22 protein-coding genes and 2 pseudogenes are annotated in these 20,842 nt (G+C 63.0%); 14 read left to right on the plus strand and 10 right to left on the minus strand.

Features of this window, described 5'->3' with window-relative positions:
* The 4 genes and pseudogenes from AB4097_RS19175 to AB4097_RS19190 all read left to right on the plus strand — a co-directional run.
* A pseudogene (locus AB4097_RS19175) lies at positions 1-132 on the plus strand (IS5/IS1182 family transposase); the annotation flags it as partial.
* Positions 133-287: 155 nt separating this feature from the next.
* Positions 288-854 carry a recombinase family protein gene (locus AB4097_RS19180; RefSeq protein WP_442042483.1) on the plus strand — a complete coding sequence of 189 codons (567 nt, stop codon included), beginning with the start codon at positions 288-290 and terminating at the stop codon, positions 852-854.
* 518 nt (positions 855-1,372) lie between these two features.
* Positions 1,373-1,912: a carbonic anhydrase gene (locus tag AB4097_RS19185; RefSeq protein WP_442042485.1), complete on the plus strand. Its 540-nt coding sequence runs from the start codon at positions 1,373-1,375 to the stop codon at positions 1,910-1,912.
* A gap of 124 nt (positions 1,913-2,036) precedes the next feature.
* A complete protein-coding gene (locus tag AB4097_RS19190) occupies positions 2,037-2,327 on the plus strand; it encodes a hypothetical protein (protein WP_442042487.1) in 291 nt (96 codons plus the stop codon).
* Between the two features lie 37 nt (positions 2,328-2,364).
* Here the strand turns inward: AB4097_RS19190 and AB4097_RS19195 are convergent, their stop codons facing one another.
* From AB4097_RS19195 to AB4097_RS19205, 3 genes are all read right to left on the minus strand, one after another.
* Entirely contained in the window at positions 2,365-2,673 is a 309-nt protein-coding gene (locus tag AB4097_RS19195; RefSeq protein WP_442042489.1) for an adenylate/guanylate cyclase domain-containing protein, read from the minus strand.
* Positions 2,673-2,807 carry a hypothetical protein gene (locus AB4097_RS19200; protein ID WP_442042491.1) on the minus strand — a complete coding sequence of 45 codons (135 nt, stop codon included), beginning with the start codon at positions 2,805-2,807 and terminating at the stop codon, positions 2,673-2,675. The genes AB4097_RS19195 and AB4097_RS19200 overlap by 1 nt, the downstream gene beginning before the upstream one ends.
* A gap of 650 nt (positions 2,808-3,457) precedes the next feature.
* On the minus strand, positions 3,458-3,904 hold the full coding sequence (locus AB4097_RS19205) for a hypothetical protein (RefSeq protein ID WP_442042493.1): 447 nt from the start codon (positions 3,902-3,904) through the stop codon (positions 3,458-3,460).
* A 598-nt stretch (positions 3,905-4,502) separates the two neighbouring features.
* Between AB4097_RS19205 and AB4097_RS19210 the strand changes: the two genes are divergently transcribed.
* The gene (locus AB4097_RS19210; protein ID WP_442042495.1) at positions 4,503-5,063 is read left to right on the plus strand and encodes a hypothetical protein; all 561 of its coding nucleotides are present in this window, start codon (positions 4,503-4,505) and stop codon (positions 5,061-5,063) included.
* A gap of 33 nt (positions 5,064-5,096) precedes the next feature.
* On the plus strand, positions 5,097-5,450 hold the full coding sequence (locus AB4097_RS19215) for a hypothetical protein (protein WP_442042497.1): 354 nt from the start codon (positions 5,097-5,099) through the stop codon (positions 5,448-5,450).
* Positions 5,451-5,696: 246 nt separating this feature from the next.
* Here the strand turns inward: AB4097_RS19215 and AB4097_RS19220 are convergent, their stop codons facing one another.
* Complete coding sequence (locus AB4097_RS19220; protein ID WP_442042499.1) at positions 5,697-5,927, minus strand: hypothetical protein; 231 nt, start codon at positions 5,925-5,927, stop codon at positions 5,697-5,699.
* A 637-nt stretch (positions 5,928-6,564) separates the two neighbouring features.
* On the opposite strand from AB4097_RS19220, the pseudogene AB4097_RS19225 reads away from it, so the two are divergent.
* Positions 6,565-6,789, plus strand: a pseudogene (locus AB4097_RS19225) (hypothetical protein); the annotation flags it as partial.
* A 108-nt stretch (positions 6,790-6,897) separates the two neighbouring features.
* Positions 6,898-7,698: a hypothetical protein gene (locus AB4097_RS19230; RefSeq protein ID WP_442042501.1), complete on the plus strand. Its 801-nt coding sequence runs from the start codon at positions 6,898-6,900 to the stop codon at positions 7,696-7,698.
* A gap of 440 nt (positions 7,699-8,138) precedes the next feature.
* Here AB4097_RS19230 and AB4097_RS19235 read toward each other — a convergent pair whose 3' ends face one another.
* The 3 genes from AB4097_RS19235 to AB4097_RS19245 all read right to left on the minus strand — a co-directional run bounded on the left by AB4097_RS19235 (position 8,139) and on the right by AB4097_RS19245 (position 11,647).
* Positions 8,139-8,972, minus strand: a complete 834-nt coding sequence (locus AB4097_RS19235; protein WP_442042537.1) for an AraC family transcriptional regulator ligand-binding domain-containing protein — start codon at positions 8,970-8,972, stop codon at positions 8,139-8,141.
* Positions 8,973-10,142: 1,170 nt separating this feature from the next.
* Entirely contained in the window at positions 10,143-10,349 is a 207-nt protein-coding gene (locus AB4097_RS19240) for a hypothetical protein (protein ID WP_442042503.1), read from the minus strand.
* Between the two features lie 302 nt (positions 10,350-10,651).
* A complete protein-coding gene (locus AB4097_RS19245) occupies positions 10,652-11,647 on the minus strand; it encodes a hypothetical protein (RefSeq protein WP_442042505.1) in 996 nt (331 codons plus the stop codon).
* Between the two features lie 602 nt (positions 11,648-12,249).
* On the opposite strand from AB4097_RS19245, the gene AB4097_RS19250 reads away from it, so the two are divergent.
* The 3 genes from AB4097_RS19250 to AB4097_RS19260 all read left to right on the plus strand — a co-directional run bounded on the left by AB4097_RS19250 (position 12,250) and on the right by AB4097_RS19260 (position 14,945).
* The gene (locus AB4097_RS19250) at positions 12,250-12,507 is read left to right on the plus strand and encodes a hypothetical protein (protein ID WP_442042507.1); all 258 of its coding nucleotides are present in this window, start codon (positions 12,250-12,252) and stop codon (positions 12,505-12,507) included.
* Positions 12,508-12,656: 149 nt separating this feature from the next.
* Positions 12,657-13,763 (plus strand): AI-2E family transporter, encoded by a 1,107-nt coding sequence (locus AB4097_RS19255; RefSeq protein WP_442042509.1) that lies wholly within the window; start codon positions 12,657-12,659, stop codon positions 13,761-13,763.
* 627 nt (positions 13,764-14,390) lie between these two features.
* Positions 14,391-14,945, plus strand: coding sequence for a hypothetical protein (locus tag AB4097_RS19260; RefSeq protein ID WP_442042511.1), 555 nt, complete (start codon positions 14,391-14,393; stop codon positions 14,943-14,945).
* A 112-nt stretch (positions 14,946-15,057) separates the two neighbouring features.
* Here AB4097_RS19260 and AB4097_RS19265 read toward each other — a convergent pair whose 3' ends face one another.
* Positions 15,058-15,555 (minus strand): transglutaminase-like cysteine peptidase, encoded by a 498-nt coding sequence (locus AB4097_RS19265; RefSeq protein ID WP_442042513.1) that lies wholly within the window; start codon positions 15,553-15,555, stop codon positions 15,058-15,060.
* Positions 15,556-16,048: 493 nt separating this feature from the next.
* On the opposite strand from AB4097_RS19265, the gene AB4097_RS19270 reads away from it, so the two are divergent.
* The 3 genes from AB4097_RS19270 to AB4097_RS19280 all read left to right on the plus strand — a co-directional run bounded on the left by AB4097_RS19270 (position 16,049) and on the right by AB4097_RS19280 (position 18,430).
* Positions 16,049-17,164 (plus strand): AI-2E family transporter, encoded by a 1,116-nt coding sequence (locus AB4097_RS19270; RefSeq protein ID WP_442042515.1) that lies wholly within the window; start codon positions 16,049-16,051, stop codon positions 17,162-17,164.
* A 287-nt stretch (positions 17,165-17,451) separates the two neighbouring features.
* Positions 17,452-17,889: a hypothetical protein gene (locus AB4097_RS19275; RefSeq protein ID WP_442042517.1), complete on the plus strand. Its 438-nt coding sequence runs from the start codon at positions 17,452-17,454 to the stop codon at positions 17,887-17,889.
* A 172-nt stretch (positions 17,890-18,061) separates the two neighbouring features.
* On the plus strand, positions 18,062-18,430 hold the full coding sequence (locus tag AB4097_RS19280; RefSeq protein WP_442042519.1) for a hypothetical protein: 369 nt from the start codon (positions 18,062-18,064) through the stop codon (positions 18,428-18,430).
* A gap of 197 nt (positions 18,431-18,627) precedes the next feature.
* Here the strand turns inward: AB4097_RS19280 and AB4097_RS19285 are convergent, their stop codons facing one another.
* Together AB4097_RS19285 and AB4097_RS19290 are read right to left on the minus strand one after the other, a co-directional pair.
* Positions 18,628-19,326 (minus strand): ion channel, encoded by a 699-nt coding sequence (locus AB4097_RS19285; RefSeq protein WP_442042521.1) that lies wholly within the window; start codon positions 19,324-19,326, stop codon positions 18,628-18,630.
* Between the two features lie 277 nt (positions 19,327-19,603).
* Positions 19,604-20,839: an HlyD family secretion protein gene (locus AB4097_RS19290; RefSeq protein ID WP_442042523.1), complete on the minus strand. Its 1,236-nt coding sequence runs from the start codon at positions 20,837-20,839 to the stop codon at positions 19,604-19,606.
* Between the last annotated feature and the right edge of the window lie 3 nt (positions 20,840-20,842).

A 20,842-nucleotide genomic window follows, 5' to 3' on the forward strand; every position in this document is an offset into this window, starting at 1 on the left:
CGGCATAAGGTTGAGAACATGTTCGCCAAGCTCAAGGACTGGCGCCGGATCGCCACCCGCTACGACCGCTGCGCCCACACCTTCTTCTCAGCCATTTGCATCGCGGCTGCCGTCGCCTTCTACCTCAATTAACGAGTCCTGAGCCTAGGTGTCTCGCAAGGGATCCGCCAACGGGACAGCCAGGGCCGGAGCGTGAAGACACCCGGAAAGCAGGTTTGGCTTTCCCAAAACCTGTTCCCGAAATATGATTCCCGAAACTGGCGGTTTGGGACGGAGTTACGGGACAGATGCTGATCGGCTACGCACGTGTCTCGACGGCAGATCAGGATTTGGCGCTGCAAACCGACGCCCTGTCCAAGGCCGGATGCGAAAAGCTGTTTACCAACAAGGCGAGTGGCGCGAAGGCAACCCGGCCGGGGCTGGCGGAAGCCCTCGGGTTCGTGCGTGCTGGCGACACGCTGGTGATCTGGAAGCTCGACCGGCTCGGCCGCTCAATCCAGGGGCTGATCGAGCTGGCGGCCGACCTATCGGCGCGCAAGGTCGATTTCCGATCTCTGACGGATGGGTTCGACACGTCCACACCCTCGGGCCGGCTGCTATTCCATATCCTCGCTTCGGTCGCGGAGATGGAGCGCGAGCTGATAAAGGAGCGGACCATCGCGGGCCTGGCGGCGGCGCGTGCCAAAGGCTGCAATGGCGGAGGGCGAAAGTCGGTGATGTCGCCAGACATGCTCGACACTGCCCGCAAGTTGCTCGCGGCGGGCGATAGCCCGGCGAAGGTCGCGAAGCTGCTGCAAGTCGGGCGATCGACCTTCTACCGCCATTTCCCGGCAAGTAAGCGGGAGCCTGACTGATCCATGACCGCTTCGGGTCACGCCAAGAAGATCAGGTGTCCTCTGGATAGTCCGGTCTTGGATCCTTGAGCCGACATCAACCCTTCTTCCGAGAAGTGCCATGAACGGGCGTTCGCGCCAAAGACACGAACACCCGAAACTGGTCGATATCAGTCGGTCCCCTTCTAGCGTCGCATGCAGAATACGGATGTCTCGCGAACCCTGTGTGGCCGCCGTCCCAAAGTGGCAAGCTCCTGTCCTGTCGGATCAAGCGCCGACAATAAATCCTTCTACAGTGCATGTCCGTCGGGAGCCTGCCGTTTGGATCGACGGGTGCCTCATGTTCCAAGCCATCGGGTAACGCCATGTGCATTGACTGCATCAGGATGAGCCGCCGGAAGTTGATCTCGCTCGCCACAACCGGGGCCGCAGCGGCATGCATATGGACAATCAGTGGCGGGTCTAAGCCCGCCTCCGCAAGGACAAACCTGAGCCCCGACGACGCTCTGGCCAGACTGAAAGCTGGCAACGACAAGTTCGTGAACGCACCGCAACTGTGCGAGGCAGGGCTCCGCGAGGAGCGCGCCAATACCGCGGGAGACCAATCACCTTGGGCAACGGTCCTGACCTGCTCAGACAGCCGGGTCGCGCCAGAGCTCATCTTTGGGGGCGTCGGCCTCGGCGAGTTGTTCGTCGCCCGCAACGCGGGCAATGTCGTTGATACGGCTGTCCTCGGGACGATCGAGTACGGTGCCGAGCATCTCGGCTCACCGCTGGTCGTGGTCCTGGGGCACCAGCGCTGCGGCGCAGTACAGGCAGCCTGCGACGTTGTCGCAAAACATGTCGAGCTTCAGGGCTCAATCGGGCCGATGGTCGAGGCGATCGTTCCGGCCGCGAAATCACAGGAGGGCAAGCCGGGTGATTTCGTCGACAACACTGTACGCGAGAACGCGCGCCGCAATGCCGCCGGGATCCTGGCCGGAAGCGACATCGTTAGGGAACTGGTTCACGAGGGTCAATTGAAGGTCGTCCACGCTCGTTATGATCTGGAAAGTGGCGTGGTCGACTTTCTCGACTGACTCCCAAGTTCCGCCGGCCGGTCGCTCATCGGACTCGGCAAACCTCGAACCAGGTGCAGTCGGTTGCGCGATCCAGGGCGATCGTCTGCGTCATTCGCAGAAACGCTTAACGGAGGACCGAGCTATGCACGCCGTGATCAGAACCTATTCCGGTGAAGGCGCCAAGGAACTCTTCGATCTGCTGGAGCAGCGTAAGTCCGATGTCGAAAGCCTGATGCGGTCGGTCAAGGGATTCGTCGGTTACTCCCTGATCCGCACCGGCGAGGGTGGCGTCTCCGTCACGGTCTGTCAGGACGAGGCGGGCACGAATGAGAGTGTGCAAAGAGCCAAGGACTGGATCGGGCAGAATGCGTCGAATATTGGCGCGAGTGCACCGAAAGTGGCAGAAGGTCCGGCCATTCTTCAATTGCATTAGTCGGAGGCGGCCACAGGGTGGCGGCGGCGAGCCCGTGCTATGTCACTGATCTGCACAAAAGCATTCGTGGCAGCACAGCCCCGCGCCGGATCCGATAGGTCCGGATCGGGCGCTCGATGTTCTTGACCCGCGCGAACTCCATCAGCAGATTGATCTTGCCCTGGAGCTGGTCATAGGCCGCGCCGGAGATCAACACCCGGCCGGGCTCGCAGATTTGTTCCAAGCGGGCCGCAACGTTCATCGCATCGCCGAGCAGGTCATCACCCGCGACCACGACATCGCCAAGGTTGCTGCCGATGCGAAGGATCATGCGGCGCTGGAGCGGGACGCCATCCTGGCGTTCCATCACACCCTTCTGCACCACAGGGCTTTCAGGGCAGCAAGCGTCCCGGCTTCATCCATTCCCACGAGATGAGAGTACCCGACGACGTCCGCCGCCAGGATCGCCACTAACCGCCGCTCCACCCATGCTGTCGCCACGGCTGTTTCTCCTTGAGGAGATCTGCCGACTTGTGGCCGGCTCGGCCTATCGCTCAGTCATTCAACCAAGCCAAGGGCACAACACCGCTCGACCATTCTATCAGGTCGGCAATCCGGCAGCGACGATCCAACGGCAGGCCATCTTGGGACAGGCTCATCATCCGCGAGGGATTCAACGCCAAGGTCCGCAGCGGGTCTTGGTTGTGTCAAAACGCTGACACGTCGCTCGCTTGAGCAATTCTATTTCTTGCAAGGCCGTTTGGTCGGTGATTTCGCGGCATATGACGTAGAACTTGTACGAATAGTTCGTCGAGAGCGGACCTGTTCGCGTTTTGACACAAGCAGGGTCAGGCAGTGAAGTCCATTCACTTTTCGGAACGTCCGGTTGCGTGAGGATTGCGGCCCAAGGGCGAGCGTCCCAGATGTGCCAGGAGCGGTCCTATGGCCGACGCGCACCAAGGCCCTCTCTGGCCGCGACACGCGGCGCGTCCATCACCAACAGTATTGCTGGGGCCTGATCACATGCAGGACAGTTCCAGCGCTCCATGCCGCGGGATCGCCATCAGGCGGCTCAAGTTCCTGCGGCCTGCCTGCCACTTCCGGCGGCGTCTGACCGAGAAGCCAACGACGTTCTTGTCAGATGCGCCGGCTCACCGGATCACGCGCATGACCCGGCGGGACTGCGGATCCACCACGACGATCTTCTGGTCGGGCGAGATGAAGTAGACGTACTGGGCCCCTGACGAAAGTCCGTAGATCGAGACGCTCTGCATGTCCCCAGTGTCGATCCAGTCCGGACTCAGGCTTCCGCGGCGGATCTTGGTCCCGCTGGGCTGGGCATAGCGTGGTCCGATGGCATGAAGGTTGTCGGCCGGAACCTGGAGCCAGCCGTTCTGAGTGTAGCCCATGGGGGTCACGCCGGGCGGGAGATTTGCTGGATTCAGGGCATAGCCCAGGTCCGGATAGCTGGTTCCGCCGCCGCCCGTGGCCGGATTGACCGTTAACGTCAGCGGCTGAGCAACAGACATGGTCGAGAACAGGACAACGCCCACTGCTATAGACGTCAGTCGTGTCGAAGGGTTCGCATGGAAACGCATCTGAACCTCCATGTTGCCACGGGATAGGACGCACGTCGCTTGTGTGAGACTCGAGGATAGGCGAATCGTGGCGTCGTGCTTGACCGCCAGGGACGTTCCCTTGACCTTTCCTGCCAACCCACGCCCGCCGTTGGCGAGGCGCTTGGGATCCAGCGTGGAACCCTGCCGATCGACCCTGAATACAGGATCTGTCTCCATGGCTGACTGCCTAGTTCAGCACGGCGAACGGAAATCCGGCATATCGGCGCAATCGGCGGACAAGCTAGAAGCTCGAGGGAGTCGTTCCGAGATGTTGCGAAAGATGCGGCGGGATACCCCTTATGCTCCGCAGCACTTCCATTGGGACGAACATGCAGACGCAAAGAAGCCAACATGCACCGATAGGATCGACAAGCTGACAAGCCGGTGTCCTGGGCAGTCCTGTTCTCCAAGGCATGCGTTCCTGGTCCTCAGGCTCCCGCGCACCAGCTTTCATGCAAAACCCGGACTCCCGCGTCGCATCCGCCCCAAAGTCGATCAAGATGTGAGGAGATCTGCCGGAAGGCGCGGATGTGGGTCCGAGTTGAGCCTGTTTCTGGTTCTCGACTGGAGGAGCATCATGACCCGATTGCCTGTTCTGGCGCTGACGGCGTTCAGCCTCTTTGCCTCCCCCGCTCTCCTGCTCACCACGACGTCCCCGGCGGCCGCCCAGCAAGACGATCGGAGCACCGACGGATCCGACATGAGCGACGGCAGCCTGCGCGATCTTCTGCGCGACTGGATTCAGGAACGCAGTGACCGCCGCGACATGCTCATGGATTTGATGCAGGAGCGCCGGGATCAGCGCGACATGCTCCTGGACCTGCTCCAGGAGCGCGGGGATCGTCGCGGTGAACTCATGGATTTCCTGCGAGACCATCCCGGCCTGCGCCAGCGGCTCCGCGAACGGCTGGCCGCGCGCTCGGAGGACGAGGACGGCGGCGGCCTGAGGGAGCGTCTCCGCGAACGCTTGGCCTCGCGAGGAGATGACGAGGAGGACGGCGGCGGCTTGCGCGGTCGCCTGCGGGAACGTCTGGCCGCGCGTATGGATGGCGGCGGCTGCTACTTCCTCACCCGCAGCCTGCGGGCCCAGGACGGCAGTCTCCTGGTCCTGGTGCGCCGGCGCATCTGCCGCGACTGATCCGCCCCGAATCCAATCCACAGGAGGAACGAGATGAAGAGAGCGTTTCTTGCGGCAGCCGGGCTGATGCTGATCGCCCTGCCTGCCTTCGGCCAAAGTTCGGACGATTCCGGCGACCGCGGCTCGTCCTACAGTCGGCAGGATCGTGACCTCGACGATCTTCTGCGTGGGCTCGACGGGGGCGGAATGGGTCGGGGAGGCCCGACACGCGGCGCCGGTTTCCTGCTGCGTGCCGGGGACACGACCCTCGCCGTGCGGTGTGATCCGCGTGATTCCATGAGGTCTTGCGTCGAGGCGGCCACGACGTTGCTCGAGCGGGCACGCACGGCGATGCCGTCCGGTAGCGGTTCGGGCGGGACGCCTCCCGGGACAGCGCCATCCCGATAGCCTGCTCACGAAGTCGAAGCTGCACTGTCCAGGCGCGGTGCAGCTTCACGCGGCTTGCGTGGATGTATCCGATACCTGCCGACCGCCGGCCCGTCGCGAACGACAGGATGGCGCGCACGAAGGAGGGGGCGGGCGGAAGTTCGAATTCACGTCCGACACTCCAGCCTCCTCCTTCCGGGCGTAAGGGAACACCTCAGCTCCACCGTCCGGTCATGCGTGCAACAAGAGTCGAGTCAGGCAGCCCGCTCAGTCACGGCGCTCCTCACGGCGCTCCGTGCGTCCGGTACGCCGCTCGGTGCGCCGCTCGTGCCGTCCGGTACGCCGCTCATGACGCCGTTCCATGCCTGCGGTCTGAGCCTCAGCTTCTGTCACCATCAGACCCGCCGCAGGCGCGGCCAGGGCAAGCGTGGCTGCGAACCCCACGAGAGAAAAGGCTTGGCGACGAGAGATCGTGCCTGAATTGATGATTTTGCTCATGTCCAGAACTCCATAGCTGGCGGCCCGGAAGATCCCCTGGTTTGTACGCTCCCGGCATCATCACGCACAGTGTTGATGCCTACCGAGCCTGAAGAGCCCGTCAGACGCGGCCTCCGAGTTGCCTTGGGCATCCTCATCGTCATGAGGGGCCCGAACCCGATGCGAGCGCCCGAGGCATGGTGAAGGCCAACTCCCAGGAACCGGAAGCAACCCGTTCATCGCCATGCTCCCGTTGTCCGACAGATGATAAGGCTGGGCGGACAGTTACAAGCAGATCCATTGTGATGCCGTGGGCAGAACATGCTTGATCCTTTAAGCCAAAGATTTGCCATTTTGGGCACAGGACCGTGCGGACGGTCATCATTCTCTGCTGCGCTCGGTGCTGGGAGCGAGCACACCACCGCGAAAGGCCAATGAGGCCTTGCGTCCTCTTTCGCCTCTCGACGTATATGTGCATGCCTGCAACGAAGCATGAAATGTAAGCCCATTTGGTCGAATCCTGCCCGACTGAGGGGATGCGGAGGCGGTTGTCTTAAAAGGGCAAAGCGCTGGCCCAGTCAGTCAAGCAGCTCCGGTCCGTGAGCCTATGATGCGAGATGGTGTAAGGCGGTTAACGCCAGAAAATGGAGAGTGCACCATGCGCAATCTTCCCTTGAAACTAGCCGTGACAGGCGGTGTCGCGGCCTTCCTCATCGCCCTTCCGGTGTCGATTGGCGTGAGCCGGTCGAATGCAACGGCGCCGGGTCACGCGAGCACGATCAGCATCGGCCTCAAATGCGACACCGCTCAGGCCGTCGTCGGCCGACCGGCGACGCCGGGGAGCGTGGCGGGCGTGGCCCGACGGTCGACACGCCGTGCGGTTCGGCACCATCATTACTAGATCTTATGAACAGAGGCGGCGATGGCCTGCTTCGCCGTGAGAGCTCTTGGGGGGTGCGCATGCCTGCTGACACTTCTCTTCGTGCCTCCAGTGCGTGCGAATCCCTTCTTCATTCAGGTTTACGGGCGGACCTACAAGGTTGATCCGCAAGCCCCATCCGACAAGCAGAAGGGTTCCAACCCGCAGGAAGCCTTACAGGCCCTCCCCGCCGACATTGCCAAAGGTCCCGACATCCGACCGTCGAATGACCAGGTCCTGGCCGAAGTGGAGGAGCGGACCTGGATTGCCCGCAGCCAACTCGAATACGCACTGGCGCAAAGCTCTTTCGCCCGCAAGGGCCGATATGCCGGAGCTGGCAACACGCCGGACGAGCCGGAGATCACGGGATCCCTTGCGACCGGAGCGGCACAAGCCCGCGAGCCGAAGCTGCAACTGCTCTATGACCGTCACACGGCCCTCAACCTCCTCGGGAGGGAACTGTGCCGATCGATGGGCCTGCCGACGACACCCTCGGAGGCAGGGTTCTCCCGGCCGAAGCTGTCCCCGGAGGTCGAGGCCAGCTACCGCAGCTTGGGCTTCGATCCCCTCGATGCCTATTACAGCTTCAGGCGCGTCAAGGCAGCATTTCGGTCCGGCGACATCCAACTCCTCGACCGGGTTATCCATTATCCCTTGTCGATCACGCGCAAGGCCAAGCGGATGATCCGCACCCGTGAGCAGCTTGCTGCGGTGAAGGATGCCATCATGAGTCCGCGCATTCGGGAGGTCGTTGCAAACACCAGCTTCGAAACGGTCTTTGTCCGGGACAAGGGGATGATGCTTGGACAGGGCGAGGTCTGGATCACCCACGACCCGTCGGGCTTCGGATTGGGTGTCATCAATCTGCAATGACAGCCACCCCATTGATCATGCCCCATCGCGGCCAGGACACTGCGCCAGCCTTTCATTCGTCTGGACCGGGATCTCCAGGGTGCTTGGTAGCCCGCGGAGCCTGAACGCAAACGTCGTTGGGCCTCTGAGGTGGCACGCTTGCTTTTCGCACCCGCCGATTGTCCTGAAGTGTTCAGCCGCTGTCCAGATCCGTCAAGCAACCCGTCACTGGATGCGGCATGATCCTCCTCCGAGGGCCCCTCATCCCACACAAGGCCTTCGCCACCGGGATCCCATCCGGAGAGCCGTGACGGGATCCTGTCATGGAGAAGGGCCATGCTCGGGAAGATCATGATGAGCGCGCCACTCTGCATTGCCGTCACCCTGGCCGCAGTGGCGCTCATCGGGACGGGTCCGGCTCGGCCGGATCCATCCCCTGACAGGGATCGGCCCAAGGTGCGTTACCGCGTGCGGCCACCGTCGGCCCGCCAGGCGGTCGGCGTCCGGCCCGACCAGCGCCGAAAGGCGCGGGTGAAGGCGCCGGCTTCCGAATAGCCCAACGCCGCCGCGATCTCACCCAGAGGCACCCCGGTCTCCTCCAGCAACTGCCGGGCGATCTCGAACTGGGTCTCGTTCCTGATGGCCCGGTAGCCCGTGCCGCTGTCCTTCAGGCGGCGGCTCAAGGTCCGCCGATGCATTGCCAGAAGCTCGGCGATGTCGGCCGCCAAACAGCGATTGCTCGTCAGCCGCGTGCGCAGCAGCCGCCGGATGTCATCCGGGAACTCGTATCCCGCTCCGCCCCGCAGGCGTCGAAGCTGATCCTCCAGCATGGCATGCAGCAGCGGATCGGCCCCAGGCACCATGCGCTTCAGGTCCCCGGCCGGAAACACCAGGGTGGCACTCTCCTGGTTGAACCGGACCGGAGCCCGGAAATGGCGCCAGTAAGGCTCGACCTCCGCCAGGGCCGTGCATGGCAGGAGCACCTCCGTCGGGCACCAGTCGGAGCCGCAAAGACTGCGCAGCGCGTTGGCCGCAACCGCCATGGCCGGCTCGATGATCGCCTCCGTGCCCTTCCGCTGCGGCTGGTAGACCGCATACGTGAGCAGCGCCGTGTCGCCGCTGACCGTCAGCGCGGCAACCACGGCCCAGTCCTGCACACGCAGGTTGGACACGAGGCCATCGAGGGCTGCGCCCACGGTCTGGGAATGCAGCATCAGCCGCCCGATCAGGTCCATGGACAGAATGGTGGCGTGCTGGCCGACCAGCCGTGCGAGGTCCGCTTTAAGACACCGGATTCCGGTGCGTGAGTTGCAACACCCGGAGACTGCGCCACCCTCTCAAATGTCTACCACCTGTCGGACGGCACCAGCGGCTTTTCGTTTTGAGACGGCCGCGCACAAACCTTTTGTCAAAAATGACAAGTCCTTGGCCCAACCGATCAAGCATGTCCGGCAAGCGGGATCACAATGGCCCGCTTGCACTTCGTCAGAAGATGCGCTGCACGGGCAAGCGACACAAGCTGATCACCTGACCCCGGGTGATATCTGGGAAATCATCCGCAGGCATCGAGATCCTGGGAAGAGCCTCTTTTGATGGCCGGGGAGGGCCATGGAGTATGACAATAACAGTATTGTTGATGACACTGTTGACCGGACAGAATCATACCGTTGTCGCTGAGTACGATACCCCGCAAGCTTGCGAAGCAGCCGCTCGGGCCCACCAGAATGTCCTCCTCGCGAACTCGATCACCGTCGCCTATAGCTGTTCCCCCAAAGCAAGTTCACGCTAACGACCTGCTGGCAGCATTCAGGGCACGGAGTCGTGAACAGGGCGGTTGAAAGGCGGCTCGTGGTGACACGCATTCGGGAGGCAGCCCGAGAGACCTGATCAAGGGCTGATCCTAAGAACGATCCGAGTGTAATAGCAGTGTGTTGATGAGCGGCTCGCGTCGGTTCCATTGGAACAGTCGCCCCATCAGTAAATCGCCTTTGTCTAACAGGGCATGGAAAGGGCCCGGAACCTGTCCGGACCTTTTCCATGTATTGTCATGTGCGGTCAGTAGGTGCCGAACTTGAAGTTCAGCTTGGCGCGCGCCACGAAGAAGTCGTTGTCGTTGCCAACGGCGGGGGCAAAGATATCGACCGGCGGTCCGCCTGGCGGGGTGAAGGTGCCAACGAAGCCGTTGCCGAAGTCATCGTCGTCCGCATCGAAGTTGAGCCACAGGCCTTCGAGGCCGAAGGTCGCGGAAGTCGCTCGCGATGTGCTTCCCGAGTTCGTCCGCCATGATCGCCGGCATCGTCATCATGCAAGCCTCCCGATCGCGGCTTGGCGCTGGCAGGAGTCCCAGGCCCCGGTCATGGCCGCGTTTCTGACGGGGTGTGACGGGGTGTGTTGGCGAGGCTGGTGGGCTGGAGCTGCCCGCGTCACCAGAGCTAACGCGGAAGGTCGCGCATGGACATCGCGGCTCACCCGAAAGTGTCGTTGCGGACCGCTGGCGCCTGATAGGCTTGGAATGAGACATAGTTCAGCGGCGGGGCCTGCGATCCCGAACCGGAGACGCAGCTTGTCAGGACACCGCCAGCCGAACCGTCGGGTTCGGCCCAGACGAGCGCCACCGCAGATAGGCCGACGGCCATCCCAAGCGGCACACTCATCATGATCAGCCCGAGCATGGCGCCTCTCCGTGAAAGGACCCCGTCCGGGTGATCCGAACGGGGCGCTGTTGGCGAAGGCTTGGCAAGGGTGCGGGGTGGCCTTCGGAGACGAGAATGCCTCATCCGAAGACGAGCTGCTTGACCGATCAGGACAGGGGCTAAACGCTTCGAGACGACTGGCCTTTGCGCAAAGGATTTCAGCCGTTGGCGACAGGCCTGCAACGAGGCTCCGGACCGCGCATACTACCGATGTTCCCCTTCCGAGCAAAGCGTTGCCAAAGGGCAAGGGGAGACGTCTCAGAGGGCCCGCTGTTGCGGGTTCAGCCCGATGGCGTTGAGCGAACACCCCTTGGGTTGCGTTTCCTTCCCTTCGTGCCGCTTGGAGATGTCGGGCAAGGGCCGCCTCCCTGAGCTAACGGATCAGGTGCTTTTATGCTTCGGGTGCTTTCTCTCTTGCCAGCTTTTCGCTGAACCGCAGCGCCAAGTAAGGCCACATTCTGAGGACCACCGACCTTCAGTGTGAATGCCCGGTCATGTGCGGCTACAGTCCTAAGGTGCGCTTGGGGTTGCGCCTTAACCGGCATCGCATCCTCGTTCGACCCCGGCGCATCCGCATGGGCTTCCACGGAAACGACCTCCACGGGGCCGGCTGCGGATAGCCGCAGGGTCAATGTCAGGACTGTTTCTGCGGCCATCGGCAGCACGCGATCCTCGTACCAAGCCGCTTCGAGGGCCATCAGAAATGCCTGGTGATGGCCTTTGATCAGGTCGCCGATCGACATACCGCCCGACCAGGATGGCACTACCGATTTGTCCCCGTTGATGATATCCCGCGCATTGTAGGGATCATCGTCGTGATCGTTGAAGTAATCGGCGAAGGCGGACCCGCAGAACCATCCTTCCGTCATGCCCTTGAACATGACGGCGGCGGCAGTCGGCGGCTCAAGCGCATTATCGGCATGCCATTCCAAAGAATCGGCGGCGACCAGTTCGAGCTCGTGATCGGCCCTGGCATAATTGTCTCTCCAGGTCAGTTGCACGAAACCTCGGCCATAATAGGTTTGCCCGGTCTCGGGATCTGGCACGCCATAGGGCCTGTCGGCCCCATATCCGTATTCCGCGATCGGCAGCATGGTTGCCGCCGTCTCGTGATAAGTTGTGGCGAGGGCATAGGCGAGCCATCGCAGATCATCCGATGGCGGCGCGTCCTCCCATGTATCGAGAATGTAGTTCATCCCATCGACTTGATCTTGTATCAACGATCCGCCGAAGGGGTCGGAGCGCACGGCTTCAAAGAAAGTCTCACGGTCGAACATGGTCGCCTCCCGGACACAGGAGCCGGACGATCACGGCTAATAGAAGGCCAATAGAAAGATGGTGCCGGCGCTCCTCGAAAGCTACCCGAGCGGCTGCGCTAAACCACCATTTCCGCGCGTCGCACATCCCGTCGCAAACTTCTGCACCAGCTTGCAATCTCTAATTTCAACCAGCCCCGCACTGGAATGAGATTGGTGGCCTCTGGTCAATCAACAGACCTGGAATCATCTGCTGACCCAAACTGTCAACGCCTTGTCCAGATTGATCAAGCATTCTCGTGTGGACCGACTAGAGTGCATTTGAAATGTGCGAAGGAGTGGCTTGCCTAGCGACGTCCACTTGCCGGCCATGAATGTGGCTCGACGGGGTGCGTCATCCGGGACGAGCAGCAGATCGCGAGCCTTTGCGATTGCAGCCTGGGTGGCTGAGGGCATCGGCAATCCCGTAGCTGTGCCTCGGAGGCAGTGACGGGCCGGAAGCACCTGCACCGCGCGCCGACAAGAGCGGAGGCTTGCCAGGACAGACGTAGGCCTGGATTCGTCAGGGGCACGATCGTCGGTCCTAAGGTGCTTAAGCGAAGACTGGATGCAGGGAGGTGGAAATGAAGCTTCTTCCGATCACATTGTTAGCACTCATAGGCGGGTTCCTGATCGCAAGAACCGAAGAGGCCCAGGCTGTGGTTTACTGCCAATACGTCAATTATCCCGTCGGCTGCGTCGTACGGCCCGGCGTCGTGCTGCGGCCGCGGCCGGTTGCACGGGCCGTGGTGACGCCGGGCGTCGGCGCCCCGGGTGTCGGGGTGCGGCCCGGAACACCGATGAACCGTGGCGGTCCGGTCAATCGGGTGGGCCGGCGCTGAAAGCGGGCGGTTCTGGATTCGGCAGGATCAGGCCTCTTGACTCGACTGCGATGGGATCTTGGACGGATCAGATCTGCTATGTCCTGATCGGCGCATGCTTCCGTTGAGCGGCATGATTGCGCCGTCGGGTGATGTAAGGGGACAAGCCGATGGACCAGAGCGCCCCCAACCTTGGCACCGAGCCTGAACCCTCGACCCTGTTCGACACCACGCTTCGGATCGGACTGGTGGCTCTGCTGGTTTACGCCTGCGCCCGGATCGTGCTGCCGTTTGCTTTCATTCTGCTGTGGTCTGCGATCCTGGCCGTGATGCTGTATCCCCTGCATCTCCGCTTGGCGGCCCACCTGGGCGAGCGCTGGTCGGCACTGCTGATCGGGCTGGTCGGTGTCGTGGTGATGCTGGGTCCGATGATCATCGTGGTGACGTCACTCGCAACATCGCTCTATTCGCTGATCGCGAGTGCGCAGAGCCAGAATGTGACGCTCCCGCCGCCACCGCTATGGCTCGATGGCACACCGCTGGTCGGCAAGAAGCTGACGGAGGTCTGGACCCTCGTCGCCACCAACCTGCCCGCAGCTTTGAAGCAATACGGCCATTTGCTGAGCGGGCCCCTGGCGTGGCTGGCCTCGTTCGCCGGCGGTCTGGCCCTCGGCGAACTGTCGTTTGTCCTATCAATCGCAATTGCCGCCGTGCTCATCGCCTATGGCAAGAGCGGTGCCGAATTCGCCCGGCGCCTGCTGACACGCGTCACCGGCAGTACGGCGCGCGCGGTGCAGTTGGTCACGTTGACGGCGGCCACGGTCCGCGGCGTCGGACTCGGCGTGGTGGGTGTGGCGCTGATCCAGGCGCTGCTCCTCGGTGTCGGATTCTTTGTCGTCGGGCTTGAAGTCGCCGGCCCCTTGACGCTCGTTGCACTCCTGCTGGGGATCATGCAGGTCCCTCTGCTTTTGCTGGCGCTGCCCATCGTCATCTACGTTTTCGCGACCGACGCGACACAGACGGCGATCATCTTTCTGATCTGGAATATTGTGGTCGGGCTGAGCGATAACGTTCTGAGACCGTTGATGCTTGGCCGAGGGCTGGACGTGCCGATGCCGGTCATTCTGATGGGTGTCATCGGCGGCGTGATCGTCGATGGGCTTCTCGGCTTGTTCGTTGGCCCGGTGCTCCTGGCCGTCGGTTATGTGCTCCTGGTGGAATGGTTACAGCAGCACCGGACCGACAGCCGACATCATCGTGACGAGCCAGCGTCATAGTCGCGGTGGAGATGTCAAGTTAACGGGAGTTCCAATCCTATCGGCAATAGGAAAATCTCATCGGGACCGGGAACAGCGGCATTACGGCCACCAATCATAACATCGTGGGCCTGAGGGTGAGATCTGATGGCGCTTCCGATGCCTGATCGGGCTGCCCCAGGTCACGATATCTGAAGAACGACATGGGTGGCGTCTGGCTGCGGCTCGGCCTTGAGGTTGAGCCCGCTTGTCCTGAAGATCTTCAACATGGCTGTGTTCCCCGGCCGGAGGGCGCGGATTTCGACCGCGCGTCCGCCGCGCAGGGTTTCGGTGGCTAAGTAGTCTCTCGCCGGCAATGTCGCCTCCTGATAGTCGCGGCGGAAGTGGAAATCTACAACAGGCTCCTCGGGAGGTGCCCGCCAAAAGACTGGGCATAACAAGCACGGACACCGCGGCCAACAATCCACAGACCATGTCTGTCGAGTCCTGTGGGAGCGGTGAAAGTCTTTCGCATGAGCCATTGTCATCAAATGCCAAGCGCATGTCCCAGACGATCAAGCAGGCCCTCCGAAAAGGATCACACTGTGTTCGCGTCTTGCACCAGACAGCCTGCCTTGTGCGGGCTCCTCTCGGGAAAGGAGGATCACGATGAACAGGTTTCTCTTGACTCTCGGCATTCTTGTGGCGAGCGCTCTTCTCATCCCGGGCGATGCCGAAGCCCGGCGTCATGGCGGGGGCGGCGCCCGCGTGAGCGCTGGCGGCCATAGGATGGCGGTCCACCGGGGTGGGGCGGGCTACCACCGGGTCGGCAGGGCTGGCGGGGGCTATCGCCAGGCTGCCATCCGCAATCCCGGCGGGCGTTATGGCTACCGCGCCGGCAATGGCCGCTATTATGGCAATCGCTACTACGGTGGGCGCTATTATGCGGGGCGCTCCCCCTACTATGGCGGCTCCTACGGGCGCTACCCGTACTATCGGGGCTGGGGAGCGGCCGGACTGGCCACGGGCGCGGTCGTCGGGGCAGCGGCCACATACCCCTATTACAACTATCCGTACTCCACGTACCAGACGCCGATTTCGTCTGCGGTTGGCGGATCCTGCGTGACAGCGGTCCGAACCTGCACCCTGACCAATTCCGCATCGGTCGGGACGGGATGCTCCTGCCGCACCTCGGGAGGACGCGCTCGCGGCACCGTGCAGTGATCATCGCACGCCGAACGGTTGTTCAACGGGTCTGCATCCAAACGATGCTCCCTCAAGGGAGGGAGCATCGGATGAATTCCAAAAGTGCGAGCCCACTCTTGGCCCCGATGGTCTAGCGGCCGGCCGTCGCGACAGGTGTGGTGACAACACCGCCGAGTGAAACCCAGGTCGATCCGGCTTCGGCTTCACGCTGCACATAGACGTAGCCGGTTCGCCGCCACGGCAGAACCGCATTGCGCTTGTTGTCGAGAATGAAGTCGCCACGGTCGGTGCGGACCATCAGGACCGCATGGGGTTCGCCGCCCTCGTCGATAACGGCTGTCATGCGCAGTGCCCGTCGGGGAAGGCCGGCCGCAACGAGGCGCTTGCGCTTGACGAGCTGGTAGTCCTCGCAATCGCCGTAGCCGTCCTCGGCAAGGTCCCAGCGGTCCTCCACGCCCCAATGCTTCCGATCGGTGATGGGCCTGATGGCGGCATTCACCTGGCGGTTGACCTGGGTAAGCGTCTTCCAGGTCTGTGGCGTGAGAGTGATCGTTGACCGTTCCGAAGCGTTGAGGGTGCATTCCTCTGGCCTCTGCTTGCAGAAGCGGATCCAGCCCGGAACTGGCACAACGGGAAGGTTCCTTGTAGCGAGAGAACTGGATCGGGAAAGCGAAGCGGTGATCGTTTGGGCTTCCGATCCGCCGCTGACCAGCATGAGAGCCATGGCCAGCGCGGTCGAACGACACCAGCCGTTGAAAAAGGTTCGGGCGTTCCAACGCCCGAGGAGGAATACCCGCATGACCCCGCCGCTTTGCCGCTGAGATTGTTCTGACAGGACCTGAGCCGGCAAGTCGGGCGATCTCAAGGCAAGAGCCGGCCAACGACTCGTTGCCGCGGCGCACCGTCTCCAACTCGCCAGAGGTCGGGCTGGGACTCCGATCTGCGCCAGCGTCGAAACGATTGTCGATCCTGAGGTCTCTCCAGTGAGCGTCATCGCGGCGAACCTGACGACGCCATTCGCCCGGTGGCATTTTTGGAAGATCCTCTGCGTCGACGATGGGCACGGGACCGCTACCTGAGGTAATCTACCTGTCGGAAGCTGGCCCGGTTGGGAGGGTGGCATGGGTATCGTCGATCCGCATGCGGTCGGGAGCGCCCGCGAGCAATCCGCGTCCCAAGAGGAAGAGGCATCCTACGTCGAGAAGGCGCTCGGCCTCGTCCTGCTTCTGGTCCTGGTTGTCGGCTGCTTCCTGGTCCTCAGGCCATTCCTGACCGCCATCCTGTTCGCCGTCATTCTCTGCGTCTCGACATGGCGGCCGTTCCGGCGGCTCAGATATTTCCTCGACGGGCGGCAGACCCTTGCGGCGTTGCTCATGACCGTGATGATCGCCAGTCTGCTCCTGCTCCCGCTCGCGGCTCTGGCTGCGAACCTGGCAGACGATGTCTCCCAGCTCGCCGCGACCATCCGTTCCGCGATTGATCAGGGGCTGCCGCCGCCCCGCTGGCTCGGACGCCTGCCTTTGGTCGGGCAGGAGGCGGAACGGATCTGGATCAGGATCTCACAGCAGGGCGCGGAGCTTGGGCCGACACTTGCGCCCTACCTGCGGCCGCTTCGGGACTGGGCCTTGCAAGAAGGGAGCGATCTTGTTTCGGGCACGCTCCAGGTCGTCGTCGGTATCGCCCTGGCCTTCTTTCTTTATCGCGATGGCGCGTACGTCGAGAGGCGGCTCGGATGGGCGATGGCCCGGTTGGGTGGGTGGCGCGCCCGGCGCGTGTTGCAGACTGCGGGAAAGACCATCGTCAGCGTCGTCAACGGCGTTTTGGGCACCGCGCTCATCCAGGGCGTCCTGCTGGGCCTCAGCTTCGGGTTGGCCGGGGTTCCCGGCGCCATCGTTCTCGGCACCATGGGCATCGTCATGACCCTGCTGCCGTTGGGGTTGGTCGTGCTCTGGCTGCCCGCGGCTCTGTGGCTCATGTCCGACGGTCACACCGGCTGGGCCGTGTTCATCATGGCGTGGAACGGTCTTGTGGTGGGATCACTCGACAATGTCCTGCGCCCATACCTGATCAGCCGTGGTGTAAGGATGCCGATGGTGCTCATTTTTCTGGGCGTGCTCGGCGGACTTCTGGCCTTCGGGGTCGTCGGCGTGTTCCTCGGCCCGGTCCTGCTCGCTGTTGCCCAGACCCTGTTCCAGGACTGGGGCCGCGCCCACGAGAACGAACCAGATGCCGGCTGAACGGTCGCGGTCGGATCGACCACGATCGCTTCCGCTCGCTCTCGACCTGGACGATCTGGCGCGCTGTCATCTGTGCAGTGTCCCAAACCGTCAAGGGTTTGTCATCTTCGATCAAGCACCGCGGCTCAATCCGGGAAATGATGCACGGTTCTGTGACGAGGAATGCCCTGAGAGCGGCTACTTAGGCAATCTCCCGATCCGGCATCGGTCAAAGGAGACATAGGTCCATCGCGCGAAGGCACGACGAGTCAACAGGACAGACGCTTGTGAACCGCAAGGAGGCTTCCATGAAGATATCGACCGTTTTTGCAAGTGCCGCTCTGATCACCCTCGGCGGGATCGGGCTTGCTATGGCGCAGCCGCATCCGGTTCGGGGCACGCCGGGCTCTCCCTTCCCTCACGCGGCCGCTCACGAGGTTCAGACGATCAATGGCGTACCGTGCCGGACGATGTACGATCGGCAACTCCACACCCGTATCCCGATCGCATGTGCCGGGGACGTCCCGGTCGCCCGGGTCGATGTCACCACGACCGGAAGCACACACCCGGCTGTCGCCAGTGGCGTTCCGATCGCGGGCACACCCAATTCTCTCTTCCCCTATGCGGCTCCGAACGAGATCCGCATATTCAACGGCGTGCCGTGCCGGACGATGTATGACCGGCAATCCCAAACGCGTGTTCCCATCGCGTGCGCCGGCGAGGTCATGGTTCACCACGTGCAGTGAGCGATGAGCTGTCGCACCGGGCATCCGGAAGCGAGCACTCGCGTGATATTCGTGGTGGCCCCGTGGGGATGCCGATCATGTCGCGCGAGTTGCGGTCCATTCCGCTGATCCGTCCACGCCGATCGTGGCAAGGCTGATCGCGCGCAGGCTCCAGCTTTTTGGGAGGCTTCCCATGCATCGTCTTCTGGTCATATCCGTCTTGACCGTGACATCGGCGCTGCTCGGCCACGCGGCTCTGGCGCAGCAGCAGTTCGATGGCCGTTGGAGCGTCCACGCCATTCCCGAGAAGGGGAGCTGCCGCAGGGCGCACTATTATACGGTCGTGGTCGAGAACGGGGTTGCCCGCAACGCCTCACGACAGGCGGGGGGACAGATCTCCGGCGGGCTGGACCCGGCTGGACACGTGCGGGTCAGCGTGCAACGCCCGAGGGGGCGGGCTGACGTCACCGGGGAGCTGAAGGGGCGCTCGGGTTCCGGTGCCTGGATCATAACGGGGCGGGTCTCCTGTTCGGGGCGGTGGACCGCCTCCAAATGGGGCTGATGCCGGGTCAGCGCAAATTCGCCATGCTCAGGGACGATGATCGGGACGCTTGCCACGCGTGACATAAGGCAACCTTCTTCAGGAAACCTCCAACGCCTGCTCCCTCTCGATCATCGGTGAGGGAGCTTCTTTGTGGAGGCGAGATGAGTCGGGTCGGATCTCGGCCCCCGTCGATTCGAGCCCGTAAGCTCACGTTCTCAGCCGCTGCCCTGACGCATTTCGAGGGTCACGATCCTTGCCAGCAACGTTGCCGGATAGAGTTGGCCGATGACGGTTTCGAGGACGCAGAGCGTGCGGGCAATCGGATGCACCGGAACGATGTCGCCGTATCCCGTCGAGGTCAGGGTCACGAAACTCAGATAGAACACCGAGTTGGCAAGGGCCGCGTTGTCCTCGAACGTGATGCCCTTGATGGCATCCGGGATCGACAGCCCGACAAAGATGTACAGCGTCCCGAACAACACGGCGATGAGCAGGTAGAGCAGGATGGCGCCGACGATGCGGTGATAGGTGACGCGCCCCCGCCGGAAGACGGCCTGGGCCACGACCGCCCCGAGGGTGACCGCGATGGCAAGCCAGGCAGCCGCCAGGACATAGAGGTTGTACGGCCACGGCGGATAGTAGAGACGGAGCACGAAGACGACGATGTTCGCCGTGAGACAGACAAACATCACCGCCAGTGCCACCGGGTGGTCCGAGATGACGAACATGCTGCCGATGATGGCCAGCAGGGCGGCAATCGCGAAGCCCTGGAACACGAAAATTCCCACGGCCTGAAGCGGCGCGAACACGAACATCGCGAGCATGAGCACGACGGTCAGCAGGGTGAGCAGCCGGTCCGTATACACGCGCCGCAGTCCGCGGATCTCCTTGATGCGACCTACGATCCTGTGCATGTCGATGGCACGATAGTGCTCAATGACGGCCTCCTTTTGCCGCCCCAGGGGCCGATTATTGTGGGCGGCCCGCCAGCGTGAGCGTGGATTGGGTCCATGCCGGCCGCTGGCCCGCCGGGCGGTGGTGCGAGCCCGGTCATCCAGTCTGGCACCATTCGGCGCCGTCCGAGGGCAGACCGGACAGTATGGGCGGAAGAGCCCATCGCTGCGTGCTCGATCCACGGCCGCATCCTGCGTGAGGAGGGGCGGTCCATCCACGGCCGCGGCAGCACTCCCATCAGTGCCCGCCGAGCACGAGGGTCTGGATGGGATACATCAGCGCCTGGATCCGCAGGATCATGGCATGCACGAGCCCGACGGCATCCACGGCGTGAAGAACCAGGCCCTTGGCGGCGCTGACCTGGCCTGACGCGATCAGGTCGTGGTTGCTGGTATAGGCGTTGGCGATGCAGGAGCTGCCCGGCGTCACGCCGTCAAGCCCGCCCTCGTAGAGCGGCTCGAGAAAGACCAGGATGCTGCCCGGCTGCACCACCTGCTGCGCGTCGATCAGTTGCTCGCCGGCGCGGACCTGGCCGGCGGCGATGAAGTCCTGCACCTGCGTCACCACCATCGGGATCACCGTCCATGGCTTCGAGGCACAGGTGGCTTCGGCCACCATGCCGACCTTGATGACCTGAGCCCCGGTCTGTCCGAAGCCCGCCATGATGGCCTTGCGCCCGGCGCCTTCCGGGATCAGCACGCCGGCCGGGCGCATGAACGGATTGACGACGTCGCCCACCCGCAGCGTGAACTGCTCCACCCGTCCGCCTACGCCGGCCCGGACGACCGTCTTCGTCAGGTCCACCTCAGCCTGGTTCAGCTCGGCTTCGGCACTGGCCTTCTGGGCCGGCAGGAGACTGGCGATCTGCGCCTCGGCGGAGCCCTTCGTGGCGATGGCAGCGTCGATCCCGCCCTGGCGCCCCTCTATTGCGACCTTGAGCTTTTCGATGTCACGGACCGCGACGGCGCCCGGGTTGCGCCGATAGATCTCCTGCTTGGTTTCCAACTCGTCCACGGCCTGCCGGTGGGCACTCCTGGCTTCCTGGATCTTGCCCTCGGCGGCCGCGACATCGGTCCGCGCGACCACCATGGCGGCATCGGTCTCGGCGATCTTGCGGCGGGCGGTCTCCGCGGCCGCCTCCTGCTTCGAGCTGTCGAGCCGGAAGATCGGTGCACCCTGCTTCACCTCACCGGTCACGCCGTCAATATAGACCTCGGCGACCCGGCCGCTGGCTTCAGGCAGGATCGGCACGGTCCGATAGAACAAGGTGGCGCTGGTCGTGGACGGGTGAAAGTAGAAAATCACCGTGATCAGCCCCACGGTGAGCATCAGGCAAGCGATGATGCCCCACCGCAGCTCGAACCAGACCGAGAAGAGCGTGATCTCCTTGCCGATGCGCTTGCCCTGGGCATAGCGGCGGTAGAGATAGTCCGGGAGGATCGTCAGCAGAGAGCAGAATAGAACCTCAAGCATGGA

This window comes from Microvirga sp. 2MCAF35 (genome assembly GCF_052115545.1).
Lineage (GTDB): Bacteria > Pseudomonadota > Alphaproteobacteria > Rhizobiales > Beijerinckiaceae > Microvirga.

What these genes read in the sequence shown, in the direction of transcription:
- AB4097_RS19220 (WP_442042499.1), bottom strand. Translation starts at nt 5,927, where the DNA reads ATGAGCAAAATCATCAATTCAGGCACGATCTCTCGTCGCCAAGCCTTT.
- AB4097_RS19195 (WP_442042489.1), bottom strand. Translation starts at nt 2,673, where the DNA reads ATGGAACGCCAGGATGGCGTCCCGCTCCAGCGCCGCATGATCCTTCGC.
- AB4097_RS19250 (WP_442042507.1), top strand. Translation starts at nt 12,250, where the DNA reads ATGAAGCTTCTTCCGATCACATTGTTAGCACTCATAGGCGGGTTCCTG.
- AB4097_RS19180 (WP_442042483.1), top strand. Translation starts at nt 288, where the DNA reads ATGCTGATCGGCTACGCACGTGTCTCGACGGCAGATCAGGATTTGGCG.
- AB4097_RS19290 (WP_442042523.1), bottom strand. Translation starts at nt 20,839, where the DNA reads ATGCTTGAGGTTCTATTCTGCTCTCTGCTGACGATCCTCCCGGACTAT.
- AB4097_RS19260 (WP_442042511.1), top strand. Translation starts at nt 14,391, where the DNA reads ATGAACAGGTTTCTCTTGACTCTCGGCATTCTTGTGGCGAGCGCTCTT.
- AB4097_RS19270 (WP_442042515.1), top strand. Translation starts at nt 16,049, where the DNA reads ATGGGTATCGTCGATCCGCATGCGGTCGGGAGCGCCCGCGAGCAATCC.
- AB4097_RS19215 (WP_442042497.1), top strand. Translation starts at nt 5,097, where the DNA reads ATGAAGAGAGCGTTTCTTGCGGCAGCCGGGCTGATGCTGATCGCCCTG.
- AB4097_RS19280 (WP_442042519.1), top strand. Translation starts at nt 18,062, where the DNA reads ATGCATCGTCTTCTGGTCATATCCGTCTTGACCGTGACATCGGCGCTG.
- AB4097_RS19190 (WP_442042487.1), top strand. Translation starts at nt 2,037, where the DNA reads ATGCACGCCGTGATCAGAACCTATTCCGGTGAAGGCGCCAAGGAACTC.
- AB4097_RS19205 (WP_442042493.1), bottom strand. Translation starts at nt 3,904, where the DNA reads ATGCGTTTCCATGCGAACCCTTCGACACGACTGACGTCTATAGCAGTG.
- AB4097_RS19245 (WP_442042505.1), bottom strand. Translation starts at nt 11,647, where the DNA reads ATGTTCGACCGTGAGACTTTCTTTGAAGCCGTGCGCTCCGACCCCTTC.
- AB4097_RS19275 (WP_442042517.1), top strand. Translation starts at nt 17,452, where the DNA reads ATGAAGATATCGACCGTTTTTGCAAGTGCCGCTCTGATCACCCTCGGC.
- AB4097_RS19285 (WP_442042521.1), bottom strand. Translation starts at nt 19,326, where the DNA reads ATGCACAGGATCGTAGGTCGCATCAAGGAGATCCGCGGACTGCGGCGC.
- AB4097_RS19255 (WP_442042509.1), top strand. Translation starts at nt 12,657, where the DNA reads ATGGACCAGAGCGCCCCCAACCTTGGCACCGAGCCTGAACCCTCGACC.
- AB4097_RS19240 (WP_442042503.1), bottom strand. Translation starts at nt 10,349, where the DNA reads ATGCTCGGGCTGATCATGATGAGTGTGCCGCTTGGGATGGCCGTCGGC.
- AB4097_RS19210 (WP_442042495.1), top strand. Translation starts at nt 4,503, where the DNA reads ATGACCCGATTGCCTGTTCTGGCGCTGACGGCGTTCAGCCTCTTTGCC.